The sequence below is a fragment of the Sphingobium sp. SCG-1 genome (assembly GCF_002953135.1).
In the GTDB taxonomy this organism is placed as follows: domain Bacteria; phylum Pseudomonadota; class Alphaproteobacteria; order Sphingomonadales; family Sphingomonadaceae; genus Sphingobium.
Genome location: NZ_CP026372.1, coordinates 3,171,815 through 3,194,288 on the forward strand (window position 1 = coordinate 3,171,815; position 22,474 = coordinate 3,194,288).

At 59.7% G+C, this 22,474-nt stretch carries 23 protein-coding genes; 11 read left to right on the forward strand and 12 right to left on the reverse strand.

Going from position 1 to position 22,474, the window contains the following annotated elements; genetic code table 11:
- Nucleotides 1-36 precede the first annotated feature (36 nt).
- A complete protein-coding gene (gene trmFO, locus C1T17_RS14495) occupies nt 37-1,398 on the forward strand; it encodes a methylenetetrahydrofolate--tRNA-(uracil(54)-C(5))-methyltransferase (FADH(2)-oxidizing) TrmFO (protein WP_104954053.1) in 1,362 nt (453 codons plus the stop codon).
- On the opposite strand, the gene C1T17_RS14500 is transcribed toward trmFO, so the two are convergent.
- Nucleotides 1,395-1,859: an EF-hand domain-containing protein gene (locus tag C1T17_RS14500; RefSeq protein ID WP_104954054.1), complete on the reverse strand. Its 465-nt coding sequence runs from the start codon at nt 1,857-1,859 to the stop codon at nt 1,395-1,397. The two genes, trmFO and C1T17_RS14500, sit on opposite strands and share 4 nt — an antisense overlap.
- A 57-nt stretch (nt 1,860-1,916) precedes the next feature.
- Entirely contained in the window at nt 1,917-2,522 is a 606-nt protein-coding gene (locus C1T17_RS14505) for a hypothetical protein (protein WP_223262621.1), read from the reverse strand.
- Between the two features lie 119 nt (nt 2,523-2,641).
- Here C1T17_RS14505 and C1T17_RS14510 point away from each other — a divergent pair, with 119 nt between their 5' ends.
- Genes C1T17_RS14510 through C1T17_RS14520 form a run of 3 tightly spaced genes read left to right on the forward strand, consistent with a single transcriptional unit; the run spans nt 2,642 to nt 6,247 of the window.
- Entirely contained in the window at nt 2,642-4,906 is a 2,265-nt protein-coding gene (locus tag C1T17_RS14510) for a TadE/TadG family type IV pilus assembly protein (protein WP_104954055.1), read from the forward strand.
- A gap of 1 nt (nt 4,907) precedes the next feature.
- Nucleotides 4,908-5,525 (forward strand): TadE/TadG family type IV pilus assembly protein, encoded by a 618-nt coding sequence (locus tag C1T17_RS14515; RefSeq protein WP_104954056.1) that lies wholly within the window; start codon nt 4,908-4,910, stop codon nt 5,523-5,525.
- Nucleotides 5,522-6,247: a TadE/TadG family type IV pilus assembly protein gene (locus tag C1T17_RS14520; RefSeq protein ID WP_104954057.1), complete on the forward strand. Its 726-nt coding sequence runs from the start codon at nt 5,522-5,524 to the stop codon at nt 6,245-6,247. The genes C1T17_RS14515 and C1T17_RS14520 overlap by 4 nt, the downstream gene beginning before the upstream one ends.
- Nucleotides 6,248-6,286: 39 nt before the next feature.
- Here the strand turns inward: C1T17_RS14520 and C1T17_RS14525 are convergent, their stop codons facing one another.
- The 4 genes from C1T17_RS14525 to eno form a co-directional block, all read right to left on the reverse strand.
- On the reverse strand, nt 6,287-7,693 hold the full coding sequence (locus C1T17_RS14525; RefSeq protein WP_104954058.1) for a pyruvate dehydrogenase complex E1 component subunit beta: 1,407 nt from the start codon (nt 7,691-7,693) through the stop codon (nt 6,287-6,289).
- Entirely contained in the window at nt 7,693-8,760 is a 1,068-nt protein-coding gene (gene pdhA, locus C1T17_RS14530; RefSeq protein WP_104954059.1) for a pyruvate dehydrogenase (acetyl-transferring) E1 component subunit alpha, read from the reverse strand. Before pdhA ends, C1T17_RS14525 begins: the two co-directional genes overlap by 1 nt.
- Before the next feature lie 149 nt (nt 8,761-8,909).
- Nucleotides 8,910-9,221 (reverse strand): FtsB family cell division protein, encoded by a 312-nt coding sequence (locus C1T17_RS14535; RefSeq protein ID WP_104955252.1) that lies wholly within the window; start codon nt 9,219-9,221, stop codon nt 8,910-8,912.
- 124 nt (nt 9,222-9,345) lie between these two features.
- A complete protein-coding gene (gene eno / locus C1T17_RS14540) occupies nt 9,346-10,620 on the reverse strand; it encodes a phosphopyruvate hydratase (protein ID WP_104954060.1) in 1,275 nt (424 codons plus the stop codon).
- Between the two features lie 243 nt (nt 10,621-10,863).
- On the opposite strand from eno, the gene C1T17_RS14545 reads away from it, so the two are divergent.
- The 5 genes from C1T17_RS14545 (at nt 10,864) to C1T17_RS14565 (ending at nt 13,183) form a co-directional block, all read left to right on the forward strand.
- On the forward strand, nt 10,864-11,421 hold the full coding sequence (locus C1T17_RS14545; RefSeq protein ID WP_223262622.1) for a hypothetical protein: 558 nt from the start codon (nt 10,864-10,866) through the stop codon (nt 11,419-11,421).
- Nucleotides 11,422-11,486: 65 nt separating this feature from the next.
- Complete coding sequence (locus tag C1T17_RS14550; protein WP_223262623.1) at nt 11,487-11,879, forward strand: phage holin family protein; 393 nt, start codon at nt 11,487-11,489, stop codon at nt 11,877-11,879.
- Nucleotides 11,876-12,265 (forward strand): hypothetical protein, encoded by a 390-nt coding sequence (locus C1T17_RS14555; protein ID WP_104954061.1) that lies wholly within the window; start codon nt 11,876-11,878, stop codon nt 12,263-12,265. Before C1T17_RS14550 ends, C1T17_RS14555 begins: the two co-directional genes overlap by 4 nt.
- Complete coding sequence (locus C1T17_RS14560) at nt 12,255-12,821, forward strand: hypothetical protein (protein WP_104954062.1); 567 nt, start codon at nt 12,255-12,257, stop codon at nt 12,819-12,821. Before C1T17_RS14555 ends, C1T17_RS14560 begins: the two co-directional genes overlap by 11 nt.
- A gap of 131 nt (nt 12,822-12,952) precedes the next feature.
- Entirely contained in the window at nt 12,953-13,183 is a 231-nt protein-coding gene (locus C1T17_RS14565; protein WP_104954063.1) for a DUF4170 domain-containing protein, read from the forward strand.
- A 2-nt stretch (nt 13,184-13,185) separates the two neighbouring features.
- Here the strand turns inward: C1T17_RS14565 and C1T17_RS14570 are convergent, their stop codons facing one another.
- The 6 genes from C1T17_RS14570 to carA form a co-directional block, all read right to left on the reverse strand.
- On the reverse strand, nt 13,186-13,851 hold the full coding sequence (locus tag C1T17_RS14570) for a rhomboid family intramembrane serine protease (RefSeq protein WP_104954064.1): 666 nt from the start codon (nt 13,849-13,851) through the stop codon (nt 13,186-13,188).
- Between the two features lie 57 nt (nt 13,852-13,908).
- Complete coding sequence (gene greA, locus C1T17_RS14575) at nt 13,909-14,385, reverse strand: transcription elongation factor GreA (RefSeq protein ID WP_104954065.1); 477 nt, start codon at nt 14,383-14,385, stop codon at nt 13,909-13,911.
- Between the two features lie 81 nt (nt 14,386-14,466).
- Nucleotides 14,467-17,805 carry a carbamoyl-phosphate synthase large subunit gene (carB, locus tag C1T17_RS14580; protein ID WP_104954066.1) on the reverse strand — a complete coding sequence of 1,113 codons (3,339 nt, stop codon included), beginning with the start codon at nt 17,803-17,805 and terminating at the stop codon, nt 14,467-14,469.
- A complete protein-coding gene (locus tag C1T17_RS14585) occupies nt 17,806-18,225 on the reverse strand; it encodes a hypothetical protein (RefSeq protein WP_189338361.1) in 420 nt (139 codons plus the stop codon). It abuts the gene before it with no gap.
- Nucleotides 18,226-18,373: 148 nt separating this feature from the next.
- Entirely contained in the window at nt 18,374-18,745 is a 372-nt protein-coding gene (locus tag C1T17_RS14590) for a ribonuclease E inhibitor RraB (protein WP_104954068.1), read from the reverse strand.
- Nucleotides 18,742-19,935 (reverse strand): glutamine-hydrolyzing carbamoyl-phosphate synthase small subunit, encoded by a 1,194-nt coding sequence (gene carA, locus C1T17_RS14595; protein ID WP_104954069.1) that lies wholly within the window; start codon nt 19,933-19,935, stop codon nt 18,742-18,744. The genes C1T17_RS14590 and carA overlap by 4 nt, the downstream gene beginning before the upstream one ends.
- A 156-nt stretch (nt 19,936-20,091) precedes the next feature.
- Here carA and C1T17_RS14600 point away from each other — a divergent pair, with 156 nt between their 5' ends.
- On the forward strand, nt 20,092-20,544 hold the full coding sequence (locus tag C1T17_RS14600; RefSeq protein ID WP_104954070.1) for a GatB/YqeY domain-containing protein: 453 nt from the start codon (nt 20,092-20,094) through the stop codon (nt 20,542-20,544).
- A 13-nt stretch (nt 20,545-20,557) separates the two neighbouring features.
- Nucleotides 20,558-22,438 (forward strand): DNA primase, encoded by a 1,881-nt coding sequence (dnaG, locus tag C1T17_RS14605; RefSeq protein ID WP_104954071.1) that lies wholly within the window; start codon nt 20,558-20,560, stop codon nt 22,436-22,438.
- Nucleotides 22,439-22,474: the final 36 nt, after the last annotated feature.

Consider the following 22,474-nt stretch of genomic DNA (forward strand, 5'->3'; position numbering starts at 1 on the left):
GCTTGCGATTCCGCTCCATGCTTCTATGTCGGCGGCATGACACATCAGGTTCACATCATCGGCGGCGGTCTCGCCGGATCGGAAGCCGCCTGGCAGCTGGCGCAAGCCGGAATCAAGGTCCGCCTCTCCGAAATGCGCGGCAGCGGCGACACCACGCCCGCGCATCAGACCGACGCGCTCGCCGAAATGGTGTGCTCGAACAGCTTCCGCTCCGACGACGCCGACAAGAACGCCGTAGGACTGCTCCATCAGGAAATGCGCGCGCTCGGCTCGCTCATCATGCGCGAGGCCGACAAGACGAAAGTTCCCGCAGGCTCGGCCCTCGCCGTCGACCGCGATGTCTTTTCCGAAGGCGTCACCCGCGCCCTGCTCGAACATCCGAACGTCGAAGTCGTCCGCGAACGCATCGACACGCTTCCGCAAGAAGGCGCGACCATCATTGCCACTGGCCCCCTCACCGCGATGACGCTGGCCCAGAGCATCGGCGCGGCGACGGGCATGGAGTCGCTGGCCTTCTTCGACGCCATCGCGCCGATCGTCTATCGCGACAGCATCGACATGGACATTTGCTGGATGGCCAGCCGCTGGGACAAGGGCACGCTCAGCCCCGACAATCCCGAATGGGACGGCCGCGATTATATCAACTGCCCGATGGACAAGGATCAGTATCTCACCTTCGTCCAGGGTCTGATCGACGCCGAAAAGACTGACTTCAAACAATGGGAAAAGGACACGCCCTATTTCGAAGGCTGCATGCCGATCGAAGTCATGGCGGAGCGCGGCCCTGAGACCCTGCGCTACGGGCCTATGAAGGGAAAGGGCCTCGACGACCCGCGCACCGGCCGCTGGCCCTATGCCGTCGTTCAGCTAAGGCAGGACAATGCACTCGGCACGCTGTGGAACATGGTCGGCTTCCAGACCAAGATGAAGCACGGCGCGCAAGTCGAATTGCTCCGCACCATTCCCGGCCTGGCGAAAGCCGAATTTGCGCGGCTGGGCGGCCTCCACCGCAACACCTTCATCCAGAGTCCGAAGCTGCTCGACCCGCAACTGCGCCTGAAGGCCGCCCCCCATATCCGCTTCGCCGGACAGATCACCGGCTGCGAAGGCTATGTGGAAAGCAGCGCAGTGGGATTGCTGGCGGGCCTGTTCGCGATTGCCGATCTCACGGGCCGTACGATGCCGACCCCGCCGGCCGAAACGGCATTGGGCGCCTTGTTGAGCCACATCACCGGCGGCGCAGACGCGGAGAGCTATCAGCCGATGAACGTCAACTTCGGTCTCTTCCCGCCGATGAACGACACGAAGAAGAAACAGCGCAAGGAAGCGATGACCGACCGCGCCCGCGCTGCCTTGGCTGAATGGAAGTCGGACATTCCCGCTCTGCAACCCGCCTAACAGCGGCAAGCAGGCTTCGGCTTCACCTTAGGGCCCGTGGCCGCGAACTCGGGTGGCGTCACTTTCCCGTCCTTATTGGCGTCGGCGGCGGCATAGCGCTCGCTCGTCGCCACCGCCCATTCCTCGAAAGACAACAGATTGTCATGATCGGCATCAAGCGCCTTGAACGCCTTGGTCCGGCTCGACAGCATCTCGGCGCGCGTGATGATGCCATCTCGATTGCGATCATAACGCGCGAACCGGCGCTGTTCGCGGCTCACCGGCGATGCGCTGGCTGGCATTGGTGGTGCAGCGCCAAACGCGTTGTCATCGCCTTCGGGCAGGCTATCATCGACCTCTGCCGCCACCGGCATGGGCTTTGGCGTCTCGTCGGCCGCCGCCTGACTCCGGCTCTGCCACCAGAACAAAGCTGCAGCCGTAAGCAACAGCCCCGCCGCAATCCCTGCAAGATAACGCCCCATCGCTTATCGCCCCTTTGACGATCACCGATAGAGCCGCACCTTCCGAAAGCCAAGCGCTCAGCGCCCAAAGACCGCGATTCGCAGCAACCGTGCATATAGCCGCGGCGTCAGTTCGGATGGCCCGGCCCGGCCCCGCACGATATCGTGCCGCGCCAGCCCCGCCGCCAGCCGCAGCGCCTTGTTCCCCTTGATCTTCGCCGGCAGATATTCCCGCGCAACCTCGACCGCGCGCTGCGCCGTCGTCCGATCCCCGATATGCCCCGACAAATCCCACAAAGCCCAAAGCGCGCCCGCTTTCGTATCGGCCACGGCATCCAAGGCCCGAAACAGCCCCCTGCCCCGCCCTTCGGCAAAGCTGCGTAAAGCCGCCTCGTCCAGCGGCAGCGGGTCCAGCAATATCTCCCAGCCATCGATCATCGCAAGCAGCCCGTCCCGCGCCGCCATGATCCCCGGCTCCGCCCGCAACGCATCCACCAGCGGATCGCCCAGCCCTTTGACCTGCGCGTCATCGCTCAGCACCTCATGCCACCAGGTCAGCCGCATCTGCCCCACCATAGGCTCCCGCGTAGTCCGCACCACATCCGCCAGTCGAGCATCATAAGCCCACAACAGCTGGTGCCGGGGCGCTTCTCGCCCAGCATAGCTTGCAAGCAGCCGCGGCATCGGGGCGAGGCTTAGCGGGTCGTTAACCATGTTGTTTGTATCGATCCTAACCAGCGCTGGCGCATGGCGCATATTGGAATCAAGCCCGGTGGGGTCCGGGACGGGTGGACAGAGCAGATATGAGCAATTGGGCGGGCAACACAATCGGCTTCTTGGGACGCCTGCGCAAGGATGTGCGGGGGAACGTAATCGCCATGTCCGCTGCGGCGATTTTTCCTCTGATCGGCCTGTTGGGTGGTGCCGTGGATATGGGCCGCCTTTACGCCGTCAAAACCCGCCTCCAGTCCGCATGCGACGCAGGCGCGCTGGCAGGGCGAAGGGTAATGGGCACCGGACGGTGGACGGATAATAGCGGGCGCGCGAACCAAATAGCCACCCAGACATTTGATCTGAACTTTCCGGCCGGCAGCTTCGGATCTGGAGCAATTACGCGCACCTTTAGCGAAGTCGATGGCACTGTGACAGGCAACGCGTCGGTTCCCGTGCCCATGACACTCATGCGCTTATTCGGCAGCCCGGAAAAAACGCTTACCGTCACATGCGACGGTCTAATGCTGATTCCCAATACGGACGTTATGTTTGTGCTGGATAATTCCGGATCCATGAATCAAGTCATTCCGGACGATGCCACGGGCCTGACCAAGATTGCCGGCTTGAGGAGAGCCATCAAGTGCTTCTATGAAGCGTTAGCCCGGCAAGATATTACTGATGTAACTCCTGCAAACTGCGGAACCACCGCCAATCCGACGGGCGGGCTATCGTCTCAGGTTCAACTCCGTTTCGGCTTCGTGAATTATGACCATATGGTCAATGTGGGCAAGCTGCTTCCGAACGACTATCTTGTTGACAATTGGACCTACCAGTCACGCGAACCGATAAGAACGACTGTTTGGTCTTGGACCTTGGGTAGCGAAAGTTCCGCGAACTGGGGTAACTGGCCATCGAAGCCTACGGAACTGGGCACGGCTAGTAATTATTCGAACTGGACGTCGTTAGCGGGCACAGATTCGTTAACCATCAATGGCAAATCCTATACGCGTAGTCCTTCAGCACCAAAATCAATCACGTCCTGTTCGGACCTTAATAAAACTAACGGCGGCGTCGAATATACCGATGCTGGGAGTGTTCAGACGGAATATCTTCAGAGCACTACCCAGAGTCCACCTGTCCACCCCGCCGCATCGCAAGCTCTAACCTATGACCAGAAAGACAATCATGTTGCGACAGCATATCGCTATTTTTGGACCAACGGGAAAGGCAATAGCGGGAGCTGCAATCTGCAAAGCGGCACCTATAACTACACGCTGACGCGCACGACGGTCACGAACAAGCCCATAATCTGGGCGCAGCAAGAACAGGTAACATGGAGATATAAGCCCGTAAGCTTTCCGCTTGCATCACTCAAGGCGGGAGGTTCGACATGGGCGGGCTCCGTATTACTTCCTATTGGGCAGGGCACAGGTGCAACGGTCAAGCTGTCGGGCTCAAATGCGGATACTACCTTGACCACGGTCGCTGATACCAGCGTTACATGGAACGGCTGTATCGAGGAAAGGCAAACCTTCAAGAATACGGACGGCGATCCCTCTGACGATTGGACCGGCTACCCTTTGTCTCCGGCCGCCGCATTTGATATGGACATCGACACTCCGCCAACGCCCGGGAATGCCGCCACGCAATGGCGGCCCGCTCTGCACAGCGCCGTATGGGGTCGGAAAACCACGCAGTCCGACAGTGGCTGGAGCGGCAGCAATACCACGAACGAAGTGGATGGCGGAAATGCGACTGATCGAAATCTTAGCAGCAACAATTGCGTCACTGCCTCCCGCAAACTGACCAGTTATTCTGGCCAGAACGGAAACCTAACCGCCAGTAATTTCAGAGCTTACGTCAACACGATCGCGCCGAACGGTAATACCTACCACGATATCGGCCTGCTATGGGGTGCACGTTTGATGTCGCCCACCGGCATCTTTGCAAGCGAAAACGCAATGACGGCCGGCGGCGCTCAGATCCAACGGCACATGATTTTCATGACCGACGGCGACACAGCCAATACCTGGAATAATTATGCGAGCTATGGTCTGGAATGGTGGGATCGTCGCCAGATCAACCCAATTGGCCTTAGTAACGGGTCTTATGAAACTAAGCTGGAAGACAACAACAATGCTCGTTCCAACGCGCTATGTACTGCCATTAAAAATAAAAACATCACGCTCTGGGTTATCTCCTACGGCGATGGCGTTAACACGACCACGCAAACTCGCCTGGAAAACTGCGCGACGAGCCCCACCTATTTCTTCTCGGCGGCGAACACCACAACGTTGATTGCCAAATTCCGTGAGATCGCGGACAAAATCTCCAACCTGCGCTTGACCAAGTAAGATGAGCATGCGGAGCCTCTTTGAGAAATTTGGACCGAACGAACGCGGCGTAACAGCTATCGAGTTCGCCATAGTAGCGCCGGTTTTTCTCGCGCTCATCATGGGCGGATTGGATTTCGGGCACACCCTCTACATGCAGGCCGTATTACAAGGCACGGTACAGAAGGCCGCGCGCGACTCATCCTTGGCAACGGGTGCCGAGACAGCAAAAAAAACGATCATAGACGGTAACGTCCGCTCCGCAGTGCGTGACCTCAATACATCACTGACGGATAACGACATTCAGATAACGCGCACGTCATATGGCGATTTTACCCAGGCACAGGCCGCCCAACCCGAAGATGCTAACCAAGACGGGGTTTGTAGCCCGGGAGAAGTCTGGATCGACCGCAACTTCAATGACGTTTATGATGCAAACGGCGGCTCCAGCGGTTCGGGGGGAGCCAAGGACGTACTCGTCTATTCAGTAAGGACGTCATATCCTCGCCTTTTTCCAGTCGCGGCGCTCATCGGCTTTTCTCCGAACGTCAACTTGAGCGCCACCACAGTGATGGCCAACCAACCATATGGCGATCAGGTGACGCGGGCGGGATCACTGACGCCCAGGAATTGCCCATGATTGCGCAGCGTCTAACCCAACGCGCTCGTTGCACTTTGCAACGACTACGGGATGATAGAAGCGGTCTCGCGCTAATTGAATTCGCTTTAGTAACGCCGATCATGCTGGTGCTGATTACAGGCGGTGTGGAACTCGCCAATTACTCGATAACATCGATGAGACTGTCCGCGCTAGCGTTACAGGTCGCCGATAACGCGTCTCGCATCGGCTCCGGTGATCCCCTAGCCGCAAAGAAGATCACCGAAGCGCAAGTGAACGATCTGTTGCAGGGCGCGCTTGCGCAGGGCGGCAACATGAACATCAACGGCACCTATTCGGAAAAACAGGTCAGCGGGTCCAATGTGAACAAGAACAAGGCCCGTATCGTTATATCGAGTCTGGAACCCGACACGCATACGGCGCATGTCGGAAGAAATTATATCCATTGGCAACGCTGCTACGGGCGGGCCACGGAATACACTCCGCAATACGGCCTCGAAGGAGTTGATAACATCACTGGGATGGGGCCGACAGGACGACAAGTCTTTGCGCCAGCCGGGACTGCCGTCATCTTCGTGGAGGTACACTATCGATACGAGCCGCTGTTCCCGCTCATCCGGCCAGACATGTTCGGCATGATGACCTACAAGGACATGAACAGCGTCGCCGCAATGGTCGTTCGGGATGATCGCGACCTGTCGCAGATTTACCCGGTCGCTGGTGTGACCGCTTCCACCTGTTGATAATAAGAGGAGCGGGCAGAGCACGCTCCTCTTATTGGCTCACCGATAGCAGACCTTCTTCGCCGCAGCGACAACGCGCCCCGCGTCGATCAGCGCCGCCTTTTCCAGATTCGCGGCGTAAGGTAGCGGCACGTCCTCGTTGGTGACGCGCAGCAACGGTGCATCGAGGTCGTCGAAGCCCTGCTCCATCACGACCGCGGCGATCTCCGACGCAATGGAGCATGTCGGCCAGCCTTCTTCGACCACAACGATGCGGTTGGTCTTCTTCAAGCTCTCCAGCACCGTCGCCGTGTCCAGCGGACGGAGCGTGCGTAAGTCGATGACTTCCGCCTCAATCCCTTCACCGGCCAGTGTCTCGGCGGCTTCAAGCGCGAGGCCTACGCCGATCGAATAGCTGACCAGCGTCACATCCTTGCCTTCGCGGATGATGCGCGCCTTGCCGATCGGCAGGACGTAATCATCGAGCTTCGGGATATCGAACGTGCGGCCATAAAGCAGTTCGTTCTCCAGGAACACGACCGGATCCTGACAGCGAATGGCAGCCTTCAAAAGCCCCTTGGCATCCGCCGCATCATAGGGCGAGATGACGATCAGGCCCGGTACGCTGGCATACCACGGGCCATAATTCTGGCTGTGCTGTGCGCCCACCCGGCTGGCTGCGCCGTTCGGGCCACGGAACACGATCGGGCAGCGCATCTGGCCCCCCGACATGTAGTTGGTCTTCGCGGCGGAATTGATGATGTGGTCGATCGCCTGCATGGCGAAGTTGAACGTCATGAACTCGATAACGGGGCGCAGACCGCCCATTGCCGCGCCTGTGCCTACGCCTGCAAAGCCATATTCCGTGATCGGTGTGTCGATCACGCGCTTGGGGCCGAATTCCTCCAGCAATCCCTGCGTGACTTTATATGCGCCTTGATACTCCGCAACTTCCTCGCCCATCACGAACACGCGTTCGTCGGAGCGCATTTCTTCCGCCATCGCGTCGCGAAGAGCTTCGCGCACCGTGACCTTCACATATTCGGTGCCTTCAGGAACCGCTGGATCAGCAATCTGCGGCCTGGCTTCGGACGCAAGCTTAGACGTGCCGCTCTCGGCTTTCTTCGGCGCATCGGGGGCCGCTTCGGGCGCCGCTGGAGGCGTGCTTTCCGCAGCTTTAGGTCCCTTGGCGTCAGGGGCTGGTTCCGGCGCAGCCTCTTCGCCACCCTCACCCGCCATTGTCGCGATAACCGTGCCGACTTTTACCCCGTCGGTGCCTTCCGCGACCATGATCTTGCCGATTTTGCCCTCGTCCACGGCTTCGAATTCCATCGTCGCCTTGTCAGTCTCGATCTCGGCGAGAATATCGCCCGACTTCACTTCGTCGCCTTCCTTGACCAGCCACTTGGCCAGCGTGCCTTCTTCCATCGTGGGCGACAGCGCCGGCATCTTGATTTCGATACCCATTAATATTGCTCCACCAGCACGTCGGTATACAGTTCAGCCGCTTCCGGCTCAGGCGAAGATTCAGCATAGTCCGCCGCCTCGCTGACGATCTTGCGGATGTCCTGATCCATCTTCTTGATCTCGTCCTCACTGACGCCGGCCTTCAGCAGATACGCCTTCGCGCCCTCGATCGGATCGGACTTGTCGCGCATCTCCTGGACTTCCTCGCGTGAGCGATACTTGGCAGGATCGGACATCGAGTGGCCGCGATAGCGATAGGTCTTCATTTCGAGCAGGATCGGCCCTTTGCCGGCTTTGACCCATGCCAGCGCTTCTTCGGTCGCGCCACGCACCGCCAACACATCCATGCCGTTGACTTGGATACCCGGAATGCGGAAGCTCTCGCCACGGCGATAAAGCTGATCCTCCGCGGAGGATCGATTGACCGAAGTGCCCATCGCATACTGATTGTTCTCAATCACAAAGATGATCGGGAGCTTCCACAGTTCAGCCATGTTGAAGCTTTCGTAGACCTGTCCCTGGTTGGAGGCACCGTCTCCGAAATAGGCAACACATACACCGCCATCGTCGTTATATTTGTGCGCAAAGCCAAGGCCCGTGCCGAGCGACACCTGCGCGCCGACGATACCATGCCCGCCGTAAAACTTATGTTCCACGCTGAACATGTGCATCGATCCGCCCTTGCCGCGCGAAATGCCCGCGGCGCGACCAGTCAGCTCAGCCATGATGACCTTGGGATCGATGCCATAGGCAAGCATATGCCCATGGTCGCGATAGCCGGTGATGACGCTGTCCTTGCCGGGTTCAAGCGCCGACTGAATGCCGACCGCAACGGCTTCCTGACCGATATAAAGATGGCAGAAGCCGCCGATGAGGCCAAGGCCATATAACTGGCCCGCTTTCTCCTCGAAGCGGCGGATAAGCACCATCTGACGATAAAATTCGAGCAGTTCTTCCTTGCTCGCCTTGTAATCCGAAGGCGCATCGGGACGTTCACGATTATGATCTGCCGGAGCAGGAGCGGCCGCCTTGGCCGATGCCGTGCGTGGCGAAGCTGATTTAGCCAAAGGAGGAACCCTTCTTTGTCGTTCCGGGGAGGAGGAGCGATATAGGGCCAGTCTGCGGCATAATGCAACGCCCTCTCAGGGTCGGGAGGCGAGGATCATGTCAGGTACGACAACTAAAATGGCCCCACCGCGCGTTCTGGTAACATGCGTTACTTGAGGGGCACGATCACTTCGTCGGGATGCCCGACATTCAATTCCTTGCGGACAAGTTCGTCCACCATATCGGGATCGGCGCGACGCGGATCGAGAAGCTGGACGCGGTTCTTCAACTGGTCCCGGTGCTTCTTGACCATAGCCAATTCTGCGCGGCTTTCATGCAGTTGTCGGGAGTAGTCGCCCCAGGCCAAGATGCCGCTCGATCCGAACACCGCATAGCCAGCGAAAAGCAACAGGAGGAGGATCGCAATCGCAGGCCCCAATGCCGACATCAGCAGCGCTCGTAATTTCGCGATATGAACCATTTCCCCTTGAATCATAGGCGATTCAGGCTTGCAACATAAATCTGCACAAGTTGAGCTAACGCATCGATTTTTGTCGTTACGATACTGTGCCGACTTCGCTGGTCGGCACAGTATTAGCTAAGCTTTACTTGAAGATCGAACGGCCTGCGAACACAGCGATATCGCCCAACTCTTCCTCGATCCGGATGAGTTGGTTGTACTTGGCCAACCGATCGGACCGCGCCAGCGAACCCGTCTTAATCTGCCCGCAGTTGGTCGCGACCGCCAGATCGGCAATCGTCGCGTCCTCGGTCTCGCCCGAACGGTGCGACATAACGGCAGTATAGCCCGCCCGCTGCGCCATCGACACGGCAGCCAGCGTTTCGGTCAGGGTGCCGATTTGATTGACCTTCACCAGCAGCGAATTGGCAAGACCTTTGTCTATCCCCATCGACAGGCGCTTGGGATTGGTGACGAACAAGTCATCACCGACGAGTTGTACCGTGCTGCCGATCTTGTCGGTCAGTGCCTTCCAGCCGTCGAAATCGTCTTCGCTCATGCCATCCTCGATAGACTTGATCGGATAGCGCGCGCACAAGTCGGCGAGATAGTCCGCCATCTCCAGCGAGGAGAGCGACTTGCCCTCGCCCACCATCTCGTACTTGCCGCCCTTGAAGAACTCGGTCGCGGCGCAATCCAGTGCCAGCACCACGTCATCGCCGGGCTTGTATCCAGCCTTCTCGATGCTCGCCATGATGAAGTCCAGTGCGTCGGTGGTGGACGCAAGGTTCGGCGCGAAGCCGCCTTCGTCGCCTACTGCGGTCGCCAGCCCCTTGTCGTGAAGGCCCTTCTTCAATGTATGAAAGATTTCCGCGCCGATCCGCACCGCGTCGGCCAGGTTTTCCGCACCGACCGGCATCACCATGAATTCCTGGAAGTCAATCGGGTTGTCGGCATGTTCGCCGCCATTGATGATGTTCATCATCGGCACCGGCAGCACATGCGCGGACACGCCACCGACATAGCGATACAGCGGCAACCCGCGCGCATCCGCCGCAGCCTTCGCCGTCGCAAGGCTCACGCCTAGAATCGCGTTGGCCCCCAGCCGTGACTTGTTCTCCGTGCCGTCGAGAGCGATCATCGCTGCATCAACTTCACCCTGATCCTCAGCGTCGATGCCGATCAGAGCCTCGGAAATCTCCGTGTTGACGGCTTCGATAGCCTGCAACACGCCTTTGCCCAGATACTTGCTCTTGTCGCCATCGCGCTTCTCGACCGCCTCATACGCACCCGTCGAAGCGCCCGAGGGCACTGCAGCCCGACCGAAGCTGCCGTCTTCCAGCATGACATCCACTTCCACTGTCGGATTGCCCCGGCTGTCGAGAATCTGGCGTGCATGGATGTCGAGAATGGCAGTCATAGATGTCCCCTGACGATAGAAGGCTGCTGAATGCCGCCCCGCTTAGCCAGCAGGGTCATTATTGGCAATGGCGATAGAAAAGAGCGAGGCTTGCATCAGGCGTAAAACTCCGTAACGCATGCGATACGAATTTCAGGCTGCAATATGCGAAACTGCATTCGGAACGGAACCGTTGCAGTCCGCAAGCATTGGACCGACGAAGAGGCTCCGTACGGAGCGTGCATTCTGCGAGGAGGAACTATTATGGCTGACACGCTGAACGAGACAGGCACCACCACGGGGAAAAACCCGAGAAGTCCTGTGACGCCAACCCCGGCGACTGCCATTCCCACAGGAACGGCTGATACCACGTCCGCTTCCACCACTAAAAAGGTGAAGGAAAGCGTGAAGGCTAATGCCGAAAAGGTTAAGGCCGCTGCCCTGAAAGCGACGGAAAATGTGGACTGGAAGGCACATGGTGACCAGTTGAAAGATCAGGCCACCAAGACCGCGCGTTCCGCCGCAGACGTGGCCAAGGACAAGACCGGCACGGCCATGCAGAGCCTGTCGAAGCTGATCTCTGACACCGCCAGCACAGTCGACTCCAAGCTAGGTCCGCAATATGGCGATTATGCGCGCTACGCGGCGGAAGCCGTGTCGGGCGCGGCAAAGTCGCTCGACGCCAAGGATATCGATCAACTGATCGGCGAAGCGCGGGATTTTGTTCGCAAAAGCCCTGCCGTCGCGATCGGTGCGGCGGCCGTTGCAGGATATGTGCTGATGCGTCTGGCCAAAGGCTCGGACTCTTCTGCGGACGCGTGACGCCTATCGTGACGAGCGCACTTGTGGTGACGCGATAGGTCGGAGCGTATGTTGTGAATGAAACGGTGAATGAACCGATTGTCGGCGGTGAGGACCGCGTCCTTGCCGACGACACATGGGTAAACAGAGTCGAGAATGAGTCGATCGGCGAGGCATTCTCGCGACTGGTCGGCAGCGGCAAAGAATATGCCCATGCAGAACTGAACAAGCAGAAGCTGCGTGCGGGCATTGTCGCTGCAAGCGCGACTTATATTGCGATATTGCTTGTCGGGGCGCTGGTGATCGCGCTGGCGGCAGTTGGCGCGCTCCTCGTTGGGCTTATCATTACCCTCTCCCCAGCCCTTACGCCGGGCGGTGCAACCGCGGCGGTGGTAGTCGCAGCGTTGGTGATCGCAGGCCTCCTTGCACTGTTGGCGAAGTCGCGCATCACGCAGATGACCAGGGACATCAAGGCATGAGCGCGCGTGATGAATATCTGGCGGCTGTCGAAACCGCAGAAGCGAAGAAGCAAAGCTTCCTTGCCAATGTGCAGATCGCCCGTGCCCGTGTCAGCCCCACGCGCCTTAAGAACGATGCGAAAGCCAAGCTAGTCCATACGATCGATACGACCCGAGAGAAGGCCAGCGATACCGTTCGTAATCATCCCGCCGCGACGGGTTTGGTCGGGGTTGGCGTTATCGCCTATCTGTTTCGCCGTCCGCTTTGCAGGATGACGAAGCGCTGCTGGACACGTCTTAGGACACCTGAAGAACCGGCCGGATTGCGCACGGACGTTCGCGATCGCCTGACATCATTTCGCAATGCACTTTCCCGGTCCATAACGGAGTTCCGTCATGAAAAATGAAATCAACGAACAATTCGGCCGTGCGCGCGAATATGCGGGCGATGCCGCAGAAAAGCTGAAAGGCGCGGCAGGCAGCGCAGCGGAAACTTTCTCCCGATCCAAGGAGAAGGCTACTGAGGTCTATGGAGACGCGCGTGATCGGTCCTACAAGGTCGCTACACGCGCCAACGAACTGATCCAGGAGCATCCGATAGCAGCCACCGCCGCTGCGGTAGCCGCAGGCGCAGCGCTGGCGATTCTGTTCCCCAAGGGGCGTGCGCTAATTCGCTCAGGCACCGGTGGCATTGCCGCCCTTGGCGCCCGCGCCAGCGAACTTTCCAGCCTAGCCGTCGAAGCGTTAGAAAATCACGCTGAGCAGGCTCGCATCACGGCATCCCGTGCTGCATCCGATGCGCGCGCAGCCATCAGTGACGCCGGTGTAAAAGCGGCGGAAGTCGCGGACTCGGCTCTGACACGTGCAAAGGGTGCCGCTGCTTCAGCTGTCAGTGCCGCCGATTCGGTGGCGTCGCGTACTAAGGATGCTGCTGCATCTACCGCCAGCAGGCTGCGCAAGTAGAACATTGCCGTACCCGCGAAAATATGGGCCGGACCCCGCGTGGTCCGGTCCTTTCTTATCTAGCATAGTTGGAAATCCATCGCGCCTCTGCTACCGGCTCATACGTCTCTCCCCAAGAAGGATAAGCCGTTTTGAGCAAGATGCATCTCGTAATGGGTGGTCGCGTCAAAGACCCGCAAACGCTTGAATTCGAAGACCTGAACGCGATCGATCTCGTCGGCGTCTTTGCAGACTACGCAAGCGCCGAAAAGGCGTGGCGTGCAGCCGCTCAGCGCACCGTCGATGACGCAGAGATGAAGTATGTCATCGTACATCTTCATCGTCTGCTGGAGCCTGACCAGAACCCCCTAAAGATCACGTGACGTCAAAAGTTGTTGAGCCCTGCCGGCCCTCTGCGAAACCGCAGGTGTAGTATCGGGCGGGTCAACATCAACCCCGCGATAAATCCGCCGATATGCGCACCAATCGCGATCTGTCCGATGTCCTCGCCCAGATCGCCCGTCCCGCCCACAGTCGCAAGGCCGATCATAAGCTGGATCGCAGTCCACCCTGCGGCCAACCAGGCGATCCTGACGAAATTCGCCGAAAATGGCCCGATGGCGCGCACCTTCTGATGACTGTACATCAACGCGTACGTGCCCAGCAACGCGGAGATCGCGCCGCTCGCGCCAACCATCGGTGATAACGAGGATGGGTTAAGCACCCACTCCGCAGCCGCAGCCGCATACGCGCCAATGACATAGAGCACCAAGAGCAAGCGTGGACCCAGCACATGCTCGACATGTCGCCCGCAAAATACGAGCATCAGCATGTTGAACCCAATGTGCATCCACCCGCCATGAATCAGCGTGGCCGTCAGCGGTGTCAGCCATACCGGCACTACAAACGCGCCGACCGAATGCACGAACGCACCCGGACTGCTCAACCGGGCGGGAATGAAGCCACCTGCGGCAGCGGCATAGTCTATCTGACCAAGGCCCCAGACCAGCACGAACAGAACCAGCGTTACAATCGCCAGCCCGTTCGTCATTTGCCCGCGCGGAAGTTTCACTGGCGTATGTCCATTCCGGTCAGGTGCCCATGCGCATCAAACGAAGGCGATCTTGTCGACCAGATAGAATTTTTCGCCGGAGGGCACGGTCACTTCGACTTCATCGCCCTTCTGGCGACCGATCAATGCACGCCCCAGCGGACTGTTATAGGAGATCATGCCGGACTTCGCGTCAGCCTCTGCCTGTCCGACGATCTGGTAAGTGACTGGCTTATCATCTTCATCCAGCAACGTCACGGTAGCGCCGAACACGATCTTGTCGCCTGAAAGCGTCGTCGGATCGATAATCTGCGCGCGCGAAAGCTTATCTTCCAGGTCCGCGATCGTCGCCTCGACCTGCCCCTGACGCTCCTTGGCCGCGTGATATTCAGCATTCTCGGAAAGATCGCCATGGGCACGCGCTTCCTCGATGGCATCCACGATCAGCGGACGTTCGGCTTTCAGTTCCTTCAACTGCGCCGTCAGCTTCTCGTAGCCGATCATCAGCATCGGCATCTTTTCGGCGGTCGCCATTCCGTATCCTTTGTCAAATATTCCCTTTAGCGGCCCCACCGTATGTATGGGCCACCCGCAGCATGACTGAAGTGCAGGGATTCAGGCTTGCGACCGTGAATAATAGGATTGCAGGGAGCGAACTTCAAGGGGACGCGCCAGCAAAGCCTCAATCGCATCGACTGCCGCAACACTCGCCGCCGCCGTCGTAAAGCTCGGAATCTTCTGTTTCAAAGCACTTGCGCGGATAGACTGGCTGTCCTTCAGTGACTGCCAACCCTCGGTCGTGTTGAAGATCAGGTCCACGCCGCCATCGGTAATCCGGTCAACGATATGCGGACGACCTTGCGCGACCTTGTTCACCGTCTCGGCGGGAATGCCGTTATCCTGCAGGAAGCGCGCCGTGCCGCCCGTGGCGACGATGGCGAAGCCAGCGCCGACGATCTTGCGCGCGGCAGGCAGGATCACCGCCTTGTCGCTCTCCTTGACCGAGATGAACACCGTGCCCGAAGTCGGCAGGACGGTGCCCGCCCCCAACTGCGCTTTGGCGAATGCCGTTGCGAAATCGCGGTCGATGCCCATGACTTCGCCGGTGGACTTCATTTCCGGCGACAGCACCGGATCGACGCCGGGGAAGCGCGCAAACGGGAACACCGCTTCCTTGACGGCGATATGGCCGATCGCGTGACGATCGATCTGCGGCAAGTCGCGCAGTTTTTCGCCCGCCATGACCCGCGCGGCGATCTTGGCGATCGGCGTACCGATGGCCTTCGCGACGAACGGCACCGTGCGGCTGGCGCGCGGATTGACTTCGATAAGGTACACTTCGCCATTCTTGACGGCGAACTGGATGTTCATCAGCCCCTTTACCGACAGCGCCCGCGCCAGCACTTCTGCCTGCCGATCGATCTCCGCGATGATCTCCTGCGAGAGGCTGTAGGGCGGCATCGAGCATGCACTGTCGCCCGAATGGACGCCCGCTTCCTCGATATGCTGGAGCACCCCTGCAACGACTACATCTTCGCCATCGCACAGCGCGTCCACGTCCACTTCAATAGCGTCGCGCAGATATTGGTCGATCAGCACGGGGGAGTCGCCCGACACCTGAACGGCGGTAGTGATATACTCCTCAAGCTGCGCCTGCCCGTCGACGATCTCCATCGCACGCCCGCCCAGCACATAGCTTGGCCGCATCAGCACCGGGTAGCCGATGCGATTGGCGACCGCGATCGCTTCCTCGCGGCTGCGCGCGATACCGTTGTCAGGCTGCTTCAGCTTCAACTTGTCGATCAGCGCAGCGAACCGCTCGCGGTCCTCGGCCAGGTCGATGGCGTCGGGCGATGTACCCAGGATCGGGATCCCCGCATCCTCCAGCGCCTGCGCCAGCTTCAGCGGCGTCTGTCCGCCGAACTGCACGATCACGCCCGCCAGCGTACCCTTCGACTGCTCTACCGCCAGGATTTCCAGCACATCTTCTGCCGTCAGCGGCTCGAAATACAGCCGGTCGGAAGTGTCATAGTCGGTCGAAACTGTCTCCGGGTTGCAGTTGATCATGATCGTCTCATAGCCAACGTCGCCCAGCGCAAAGCACGCATGGCAGCAGCAATAATCGAATTCGATCCCCTGCCCGATCCGGTTCGGCCCACCGCCAAGGATTACGACCTTGTTCCGATTAGACGGCATCGCCTCGCACTCGGCCTCGCCAAAGCTTGGCGCCTCATAGGTCGAATACATATACGGCGTCTTCGCCTCGAACTCGGCAGCGCAAGTGTCGATCCGCTTGAACACCGGGCGCACGCCCAGCTTGTGCCGCAGCGCGCGCACTTCGCCTTCGGTGATGCCCCCGGTCATCGCTACAACCGCCTCGCGGATCAGCCCGGAGCCATGCGCAACGGCGCGCGACATGCCGGGCCGCAGATTCGCGGACTTGAGCGCCAGCCACGCCAGCCGCTTGTCCGAAAAGCCCATGGCCTTCAGCTGCCGCATCGCGTCCGCATCCTGCGGCAAGCCATTGTCCAGCACGCCCTGTTCCGCGTCGATGATCTCCTTGATCCGCTCCAGGAACCACGGATCGTACTTCGCGATTCCGTGGATTTCCGCGACGGTCAGCCCCTCGCGCAGCGCCTGGGCCGCGACCAGCAACCGGTCCGGTGTCGGCAACGCCAGCGCAGCAATGATGTCGTCCTTCGGCGCGCCGACCAGATAATCGACCGTATTGAAGCCCGACAGGCCGGTCTCCAGCCCCCGCAGCGCCTTCTGCAGGCTCTCATGGATCGAGCGGCCGATCGCCATCACTTCGCCCACTGACTTCATCGCGGTGTTCAGCAGCGGCTCGGAGCCCTTGAACTTCTCGAACGCGAAGCGCGGGATCTTCGTCACCACATAGTCGATGGTCGGCTCGAAGCTCGCCGGCGTCGCGCCAGTAATGTCGTTGGTGATCTCGTCCAGCGTGTACCCCACCGCAAGCTTCGCTGCGACCTTTGCAATCGGGAAGCCTGTCGCTTTGGACGCCAGCGCCGACGACCGCGACACACGCGGGTTCATCTCGATCACCACCAGCCGTCCGTCAGCGGGATTCACTGCGAACTGTACGTTGGAACCGCCTGTTTCCACACCGATTTCGCGCAGCACCGCAATGGATGCGTTGCGCATGATCTGATATTCCTTGTCCGTCAGCGTCAGTGCCGGGGCCACGGTGATGCTGTCGCCGGTGTGGACGCCCATCGGGTCGATATTCTCGATGGAGCAGATGATGATGCAATTATCGGCGCGGTCGCGCACGACTTCCATCTCATATTCCTTCCAGCCGAGCACCGATTCCTCGATCAGCACTTCATCGGTCGGCGACGCATCGATTCCGCCGGTCACGATCCGCACGAACTCGTCGCGGTTATAGGCGATGCCGCCGCCGGTGCCGCCCATGGTGAAGCTCGGACGGATGATCGCGGGCAGGCCCACTTGCTCCAGACCTGCCAAAGCCTCCTCGACTGTATGCGCAATCGCGGACTTGGGGCTTTCGAGGCCGATCTTGTCCATCGCCTGCCGGAACTTCATCCGGTCCTCGGCCTTGTCGATCGCTTCGGCATCGGCGCCGATCATCTGGCAGCCATATTTCTCCAGCGTGCCGTCATTCCACAGCGCCAGCGCCGTGTTCAGCGCCGTCTGCCCGCCCATCGTCGGCAGCACCGCATCGGGCCGCTCTTTCTCGATGATCTTCGCGACGATTTCCGGCGTGATCGGCTCGACATAAGTCGCGTCCGCCATGTCCGGGTCGGTCATGATCGTCGCCGGGTTGGAGTTCACCAGGATGATCCGGTAGCCCTCCTCCTTCAGCGCCTTGCACGCCTGCGTCCCCGAATAATCGAACTCACACGCCTGCCCGATAATGATCGGGCCTGCGCCGATGATGAGGATGGATTTAATGTCGGTGCGTTTGGGCATTTATGATCCAGTCGATGCGACTAAAATTTGGACAATGGAGAAGATAAACCCTGCGACAGCTAGAATATTCCCCAGAGAGGGCGAGCGGAGGAGGCGCATGACTTCCGGCCATGGCGGGTCAGGCGCATCCACCAAAGTTTGCGCGGCATCTACTAACGCAAGTGCGTTTGCTTTCTTCGTGTTGGATAGTTTGGAAGACTCAATCTCTCGGCGGAGATCAAGCAGCAGAGCAGATATTGCTATTCTTTGCGCCTCGGAAACTTTGTGGCGGCCAGTCCATTGCGCGCTGTCTACAGTAATCGTTTGATCGCCTTTTACTAGATCAACGCCTCTTGCTGTCGCCTGAAAGAGACGCCCGCCTGATATCTGATAAAATTGGCGAGTGATAATAAATCCCGAAGTTTCGAGATCATCAGTCAACGCAAGTATGTATTGGTTGCTTCCATCGATCCGCGCATGCTTTTTGATAGTGGGAATTGTGCAATATCGATTATCCCCGCCAGCTATTCTGCTCGACAGGTACTCTAGTATCTTCCTTTGATCAGATATTGCAGAAGCGCTCATAGGCTCAATGCACCGCCCCCGTCACAGCTTCGCAGCCCCAGCCGTCATATTCCACGTCGAACAATATCTCGATCTGCAAGCATTTGAGCGTCAGCGCGCGGATGGAGGCTTCGTCCACGGCTTGTTCGCATTCCAGGAAGAGATAGGGGTCGCCGCCTTCCTCCGGTTCCTCGCGGTCCAGCTCGACGAAGCCGAACTGGCTGGCATGGTCCAGCACCCGCTCCAGATCCTTCTCGCTGCCCCGGAAGCTGACGTCCACGGGGCGCGGGGTGCGGGCCTTGTCGCCATTGGCGGCGAGGTTGGCGAGGACTTTCTTGTCCGCTTCCCATTCCTCTTCCAACCGAGCGGGATCAACCTTGGGCAGCTTGATGCTCATGGCCGGTCGCCCTGCTTCAGGCCGGAAACGAACCGCTCGAACAGATAGAAGCTGTCCTGCGGCCCCGGCGAGGCTTCTGGATGATATTGCACGCTGAAGGCTGACTTATCAGTCAGTTCCAGGCCACAGTTACTACCGTCAAACAAGGACACATGCGTCGGCCGCACATTGGCGGGCAGCGTATCGGTATCGACGGCAAAGCCATGGTTCATGCTAGTGATCTCGACCAGCCCGTCCGACAGCCGCTTGACCGGATGGTTAGCGCCACGATGCCCCTGATGCATCTTCACCGTCTTCGCGCCCGCCGCCAACGCCAGCAATTGATGGCCAAGGCAGATGCCGAAGATCGGCACGTCCTTCTCCAGCAACTCGCCGATCACCGGCACCGCATATTCGCCCGTAGCCGCCGGATCGCCGGGGCCATTGGACAGGAACACGCCATCGGGCTTCAACGCCGAAATCTCGTCGAACGAGGCCGTCGCGGGCAATACCGTCACGCGGGCACCCGCTTTCACCAAGTTCCTGAAAATATTGTTCTTCGCGCCATAATCCAGCGCGACCACATGCGGGCGGGTACCGTTCGAACCGTCAACTTCGCTATCGGCTTCGGCATAGCCTTTGCCCAGCGCCCAGGGCCCGCCGCTCCACAAACGGCTCTCCTTGCCCGTCACTTGGATCGCAAGGTCCATGCCTTCCAGACCCGGCCACGCCTGCGCCTTGGCAACCAGCGCCGGCAAATCGAACGCGCCTTCGGGATCATGCGCGATCACGGCGTTGGGCGCGCCCTTCTCCCGGATCATCCGCGTCAGCGCGCGGGTATCGACCCCCGACAGACCGATGCGGCCATTGGCCTTCATCCACTGATCGAAGGGCTGCACATTGCGGAAGCTGCTCGGCTCCGTCACGTCCTGCCGCACGACGCAACCCAGCGCGAAAGGCTCATCCGCTTCCACGTCGTCCAGATTTGTGCCGACATTGCCGATATGCGGAAAGGTGAAGGTGACGATCTGCCCGGCATAGCTGGGATCCGTCATGACCTCCTGATAGCCGGTCATCGCGGTGTTGAAGCACACTTCGCCCACCGCATCGCCTACAGCGCCAAAGCCGCGCCCGAACACGCACGTTCCGTCGGCCAATACCAATACCCCGCTCGCTCCTTTGGGCACAGTGAGGGTCTTGGCATCTGCCATCGCAAGCGGTCCTTTTTTGCTCTTGGGGTCCGGCCCGTTTTCTACGGGTTAAACGGCCGGTCACCTATGCCTGTGGCGACGTGGGGTCAACTCCTGTCAATAATTTCATTTTCCGTTATAGCTGTTCGTTTCCGACAGACAGGACCGATTTTGCCGATGATTCGTGATGCCATCAAAGCCGCCCAGATCGAAGCGATGAAGGCTGGGGAGAAGGATCGGCTGGCCGCCGTCCGTCTGATTTCCGCCAAGTTGAAGGACCGCGACATCGAATTGCGCACTGCGACGCAGGTGCCCGAAGATGACGCGATCGTGGTGGACGTGCTGCAAAAGATGGTGAAGCAGCGCCGCGAATCGATCACGATGTTCACTGACGGTGGCCGCGCAGAACTCGCCGCTAAGGAGCAGGCCGAACTCGCGGTGATCGAAAGCTTCCTCCCCGCGCAGATGAGCGAAGCCGACACACGCGCCGCGATCGATGCGATCAAGGCCGAAGTGGGCGCAACCACCCCCAAGGATATGGGCAAGGTGATGGCCGTCCTGAAGGAACGCCACGGCACGGTGATCGACATGAGCAAGGCGAGTGGCCTAGTCAAAGCTGCCTTAAGCTGAACCGAGGCGCACGTTGAGCCTCACCCCGCAATGGCTGGACGAACTGCGCGCGCGGACGACGCTCTCCACGCTGATCGGCAAGAGCATCAAGGTGCAGAAGGCCGGGCGCGAGTATAAAGCGTGCTGCCCCTTCCATAACGAGAAGACGCCCAGCTTCACGATCAACGACGAGAAGGGCTTCTATCACTGCTTCGGCTGCGGGGCGCATGGTGACGCGATCCGGTGGATGACCGAGCAGCGCGGCCTGCCCTTCATGGATGCCGTGAAGGAACTCGCCGCTGCCGCCAGCATGGATGTGCCTGCCGCTGATCCCCGCGCGGCGCAGCGTGCCGAGCAGGCGAAGGGGCTGCACGATGTGATGCAGGCGGCGCAGGATTGGTTCGTGGGCGAGATGAACGGCGCAGATGGCGGCGGCGCGCGCGACTATCTCAAGAAGCGCGGCATGCGTGCCGATACCATCAAAGCGTTCGGCTTCGGCTACTCCCCCGACTCGCGCGGCAAGCTGAAGAGGGCCCTCCGCGATTTCGGCGACCCGATGCTGGTCGAGGCCGGATTGCTGATCGACCCCGAAGCTACCGGCGACGTCAAGCGCGACAGCTATGATCGTTTTCGCGGGCGGCTGATGATCCCTATCCGCGATCCGCGCGGCCGCGTCATCGCGTTCGGCGGGCGCATATTAGGCGCGGGCGAACCAAAATATCTGAACTCGCCCGACACGCCGTTGTTCGACAAAGGGCGTACACTTTACAATCTGGATCGCGCCTCTCCCGCCTCCCGCCAGACTGGCCGAGTGATTGCGGTCGAAGGGTATATGGATGTTATCGCGCTCGCGCAGGCGGGTTTTGGCGAGTGCGTCGCGCCGCTTGGCACGGCGCTGACCGAGCACCAGATCGAGCGGCTGTGGAAGATGGTCGAGGTTCCGATCCTCTGCTTCGATGGCGACGCGGCAGGCCAAAAGGCAGCGATCCGCGCGGCGTTGCGCGCCCTCCCCCTGCTCCGCCCAGGTCACAGCCTGTGTTTCGCAACGCTGCCCCAAGGACAGGACCCGGACGATTTGGTCCGGGCGTCGGGTGCTGCGGCCTTCGAGTCGTTACTTGCGCAGTCGGAATCACTCGTGGATCGCCTGTGGAACCATGCCCTCGCTTCCAGTCCGCTCGATACACCCGAGCAGCGCGCCGCTCTTAAGCAGCGACTATCGGAATATACCGATGTCATGACACATGGAGACGTTCGCGCCCACTATGCGCAGATATTCCGCGAGCGTCACGATGCGTTGTTCTTCGCCCGCCGCGCCTTCACGCCAATACCGCAAAGAACACAACGGGCGCAGCGGGGCAAGGTGGACCGTCGTGGTCAGTGGCAAGCGCCTATCGCGCCACCGATTACAGAGACTCGCGCGATTCGCGCCACCGGCACCGAAGCCATGCTTCTTTGCGGCGTCATCGCCGGACTGTTTCGCTATCCGGATCGAATAAAGGCGCATCTGGAGGAACTCTCCGCGTTGCGAATCGCTGATCCTGCTATGGCTGCGTTGATGGAAAAGCTGTTGGCGGGTGCTATGCGCGAAGAAAGTGTTGAAACAAATGGCCTGCTTACCATATTGGGGACAGGTGAATTGTATAATAGGGCGAAGGGGCTACTCCGGGCCGACGCGCTGACATTCACTTTTACCCGAAAAAAGGCTGATGAGAATCGCGCCCGGCGCGATCTGGATGAGGCCATCCGGGTAATTGCGGCTGGACCGGAGATTGATGCGGCATTGGCGGAAGCTACGCGTGCCATGGGCGAAGATTTGGACGAAGCAAGCTATCTGCGCCAGCAGAAGCTGCGGGAGTTGAAGGCGGCCCATGCGCAACGACTGGCGGACCTGATGCAGCCGGAAGATACAGTTTGACGGTCCGGTGACGGACCACGGGGTTAAGGCGATTAC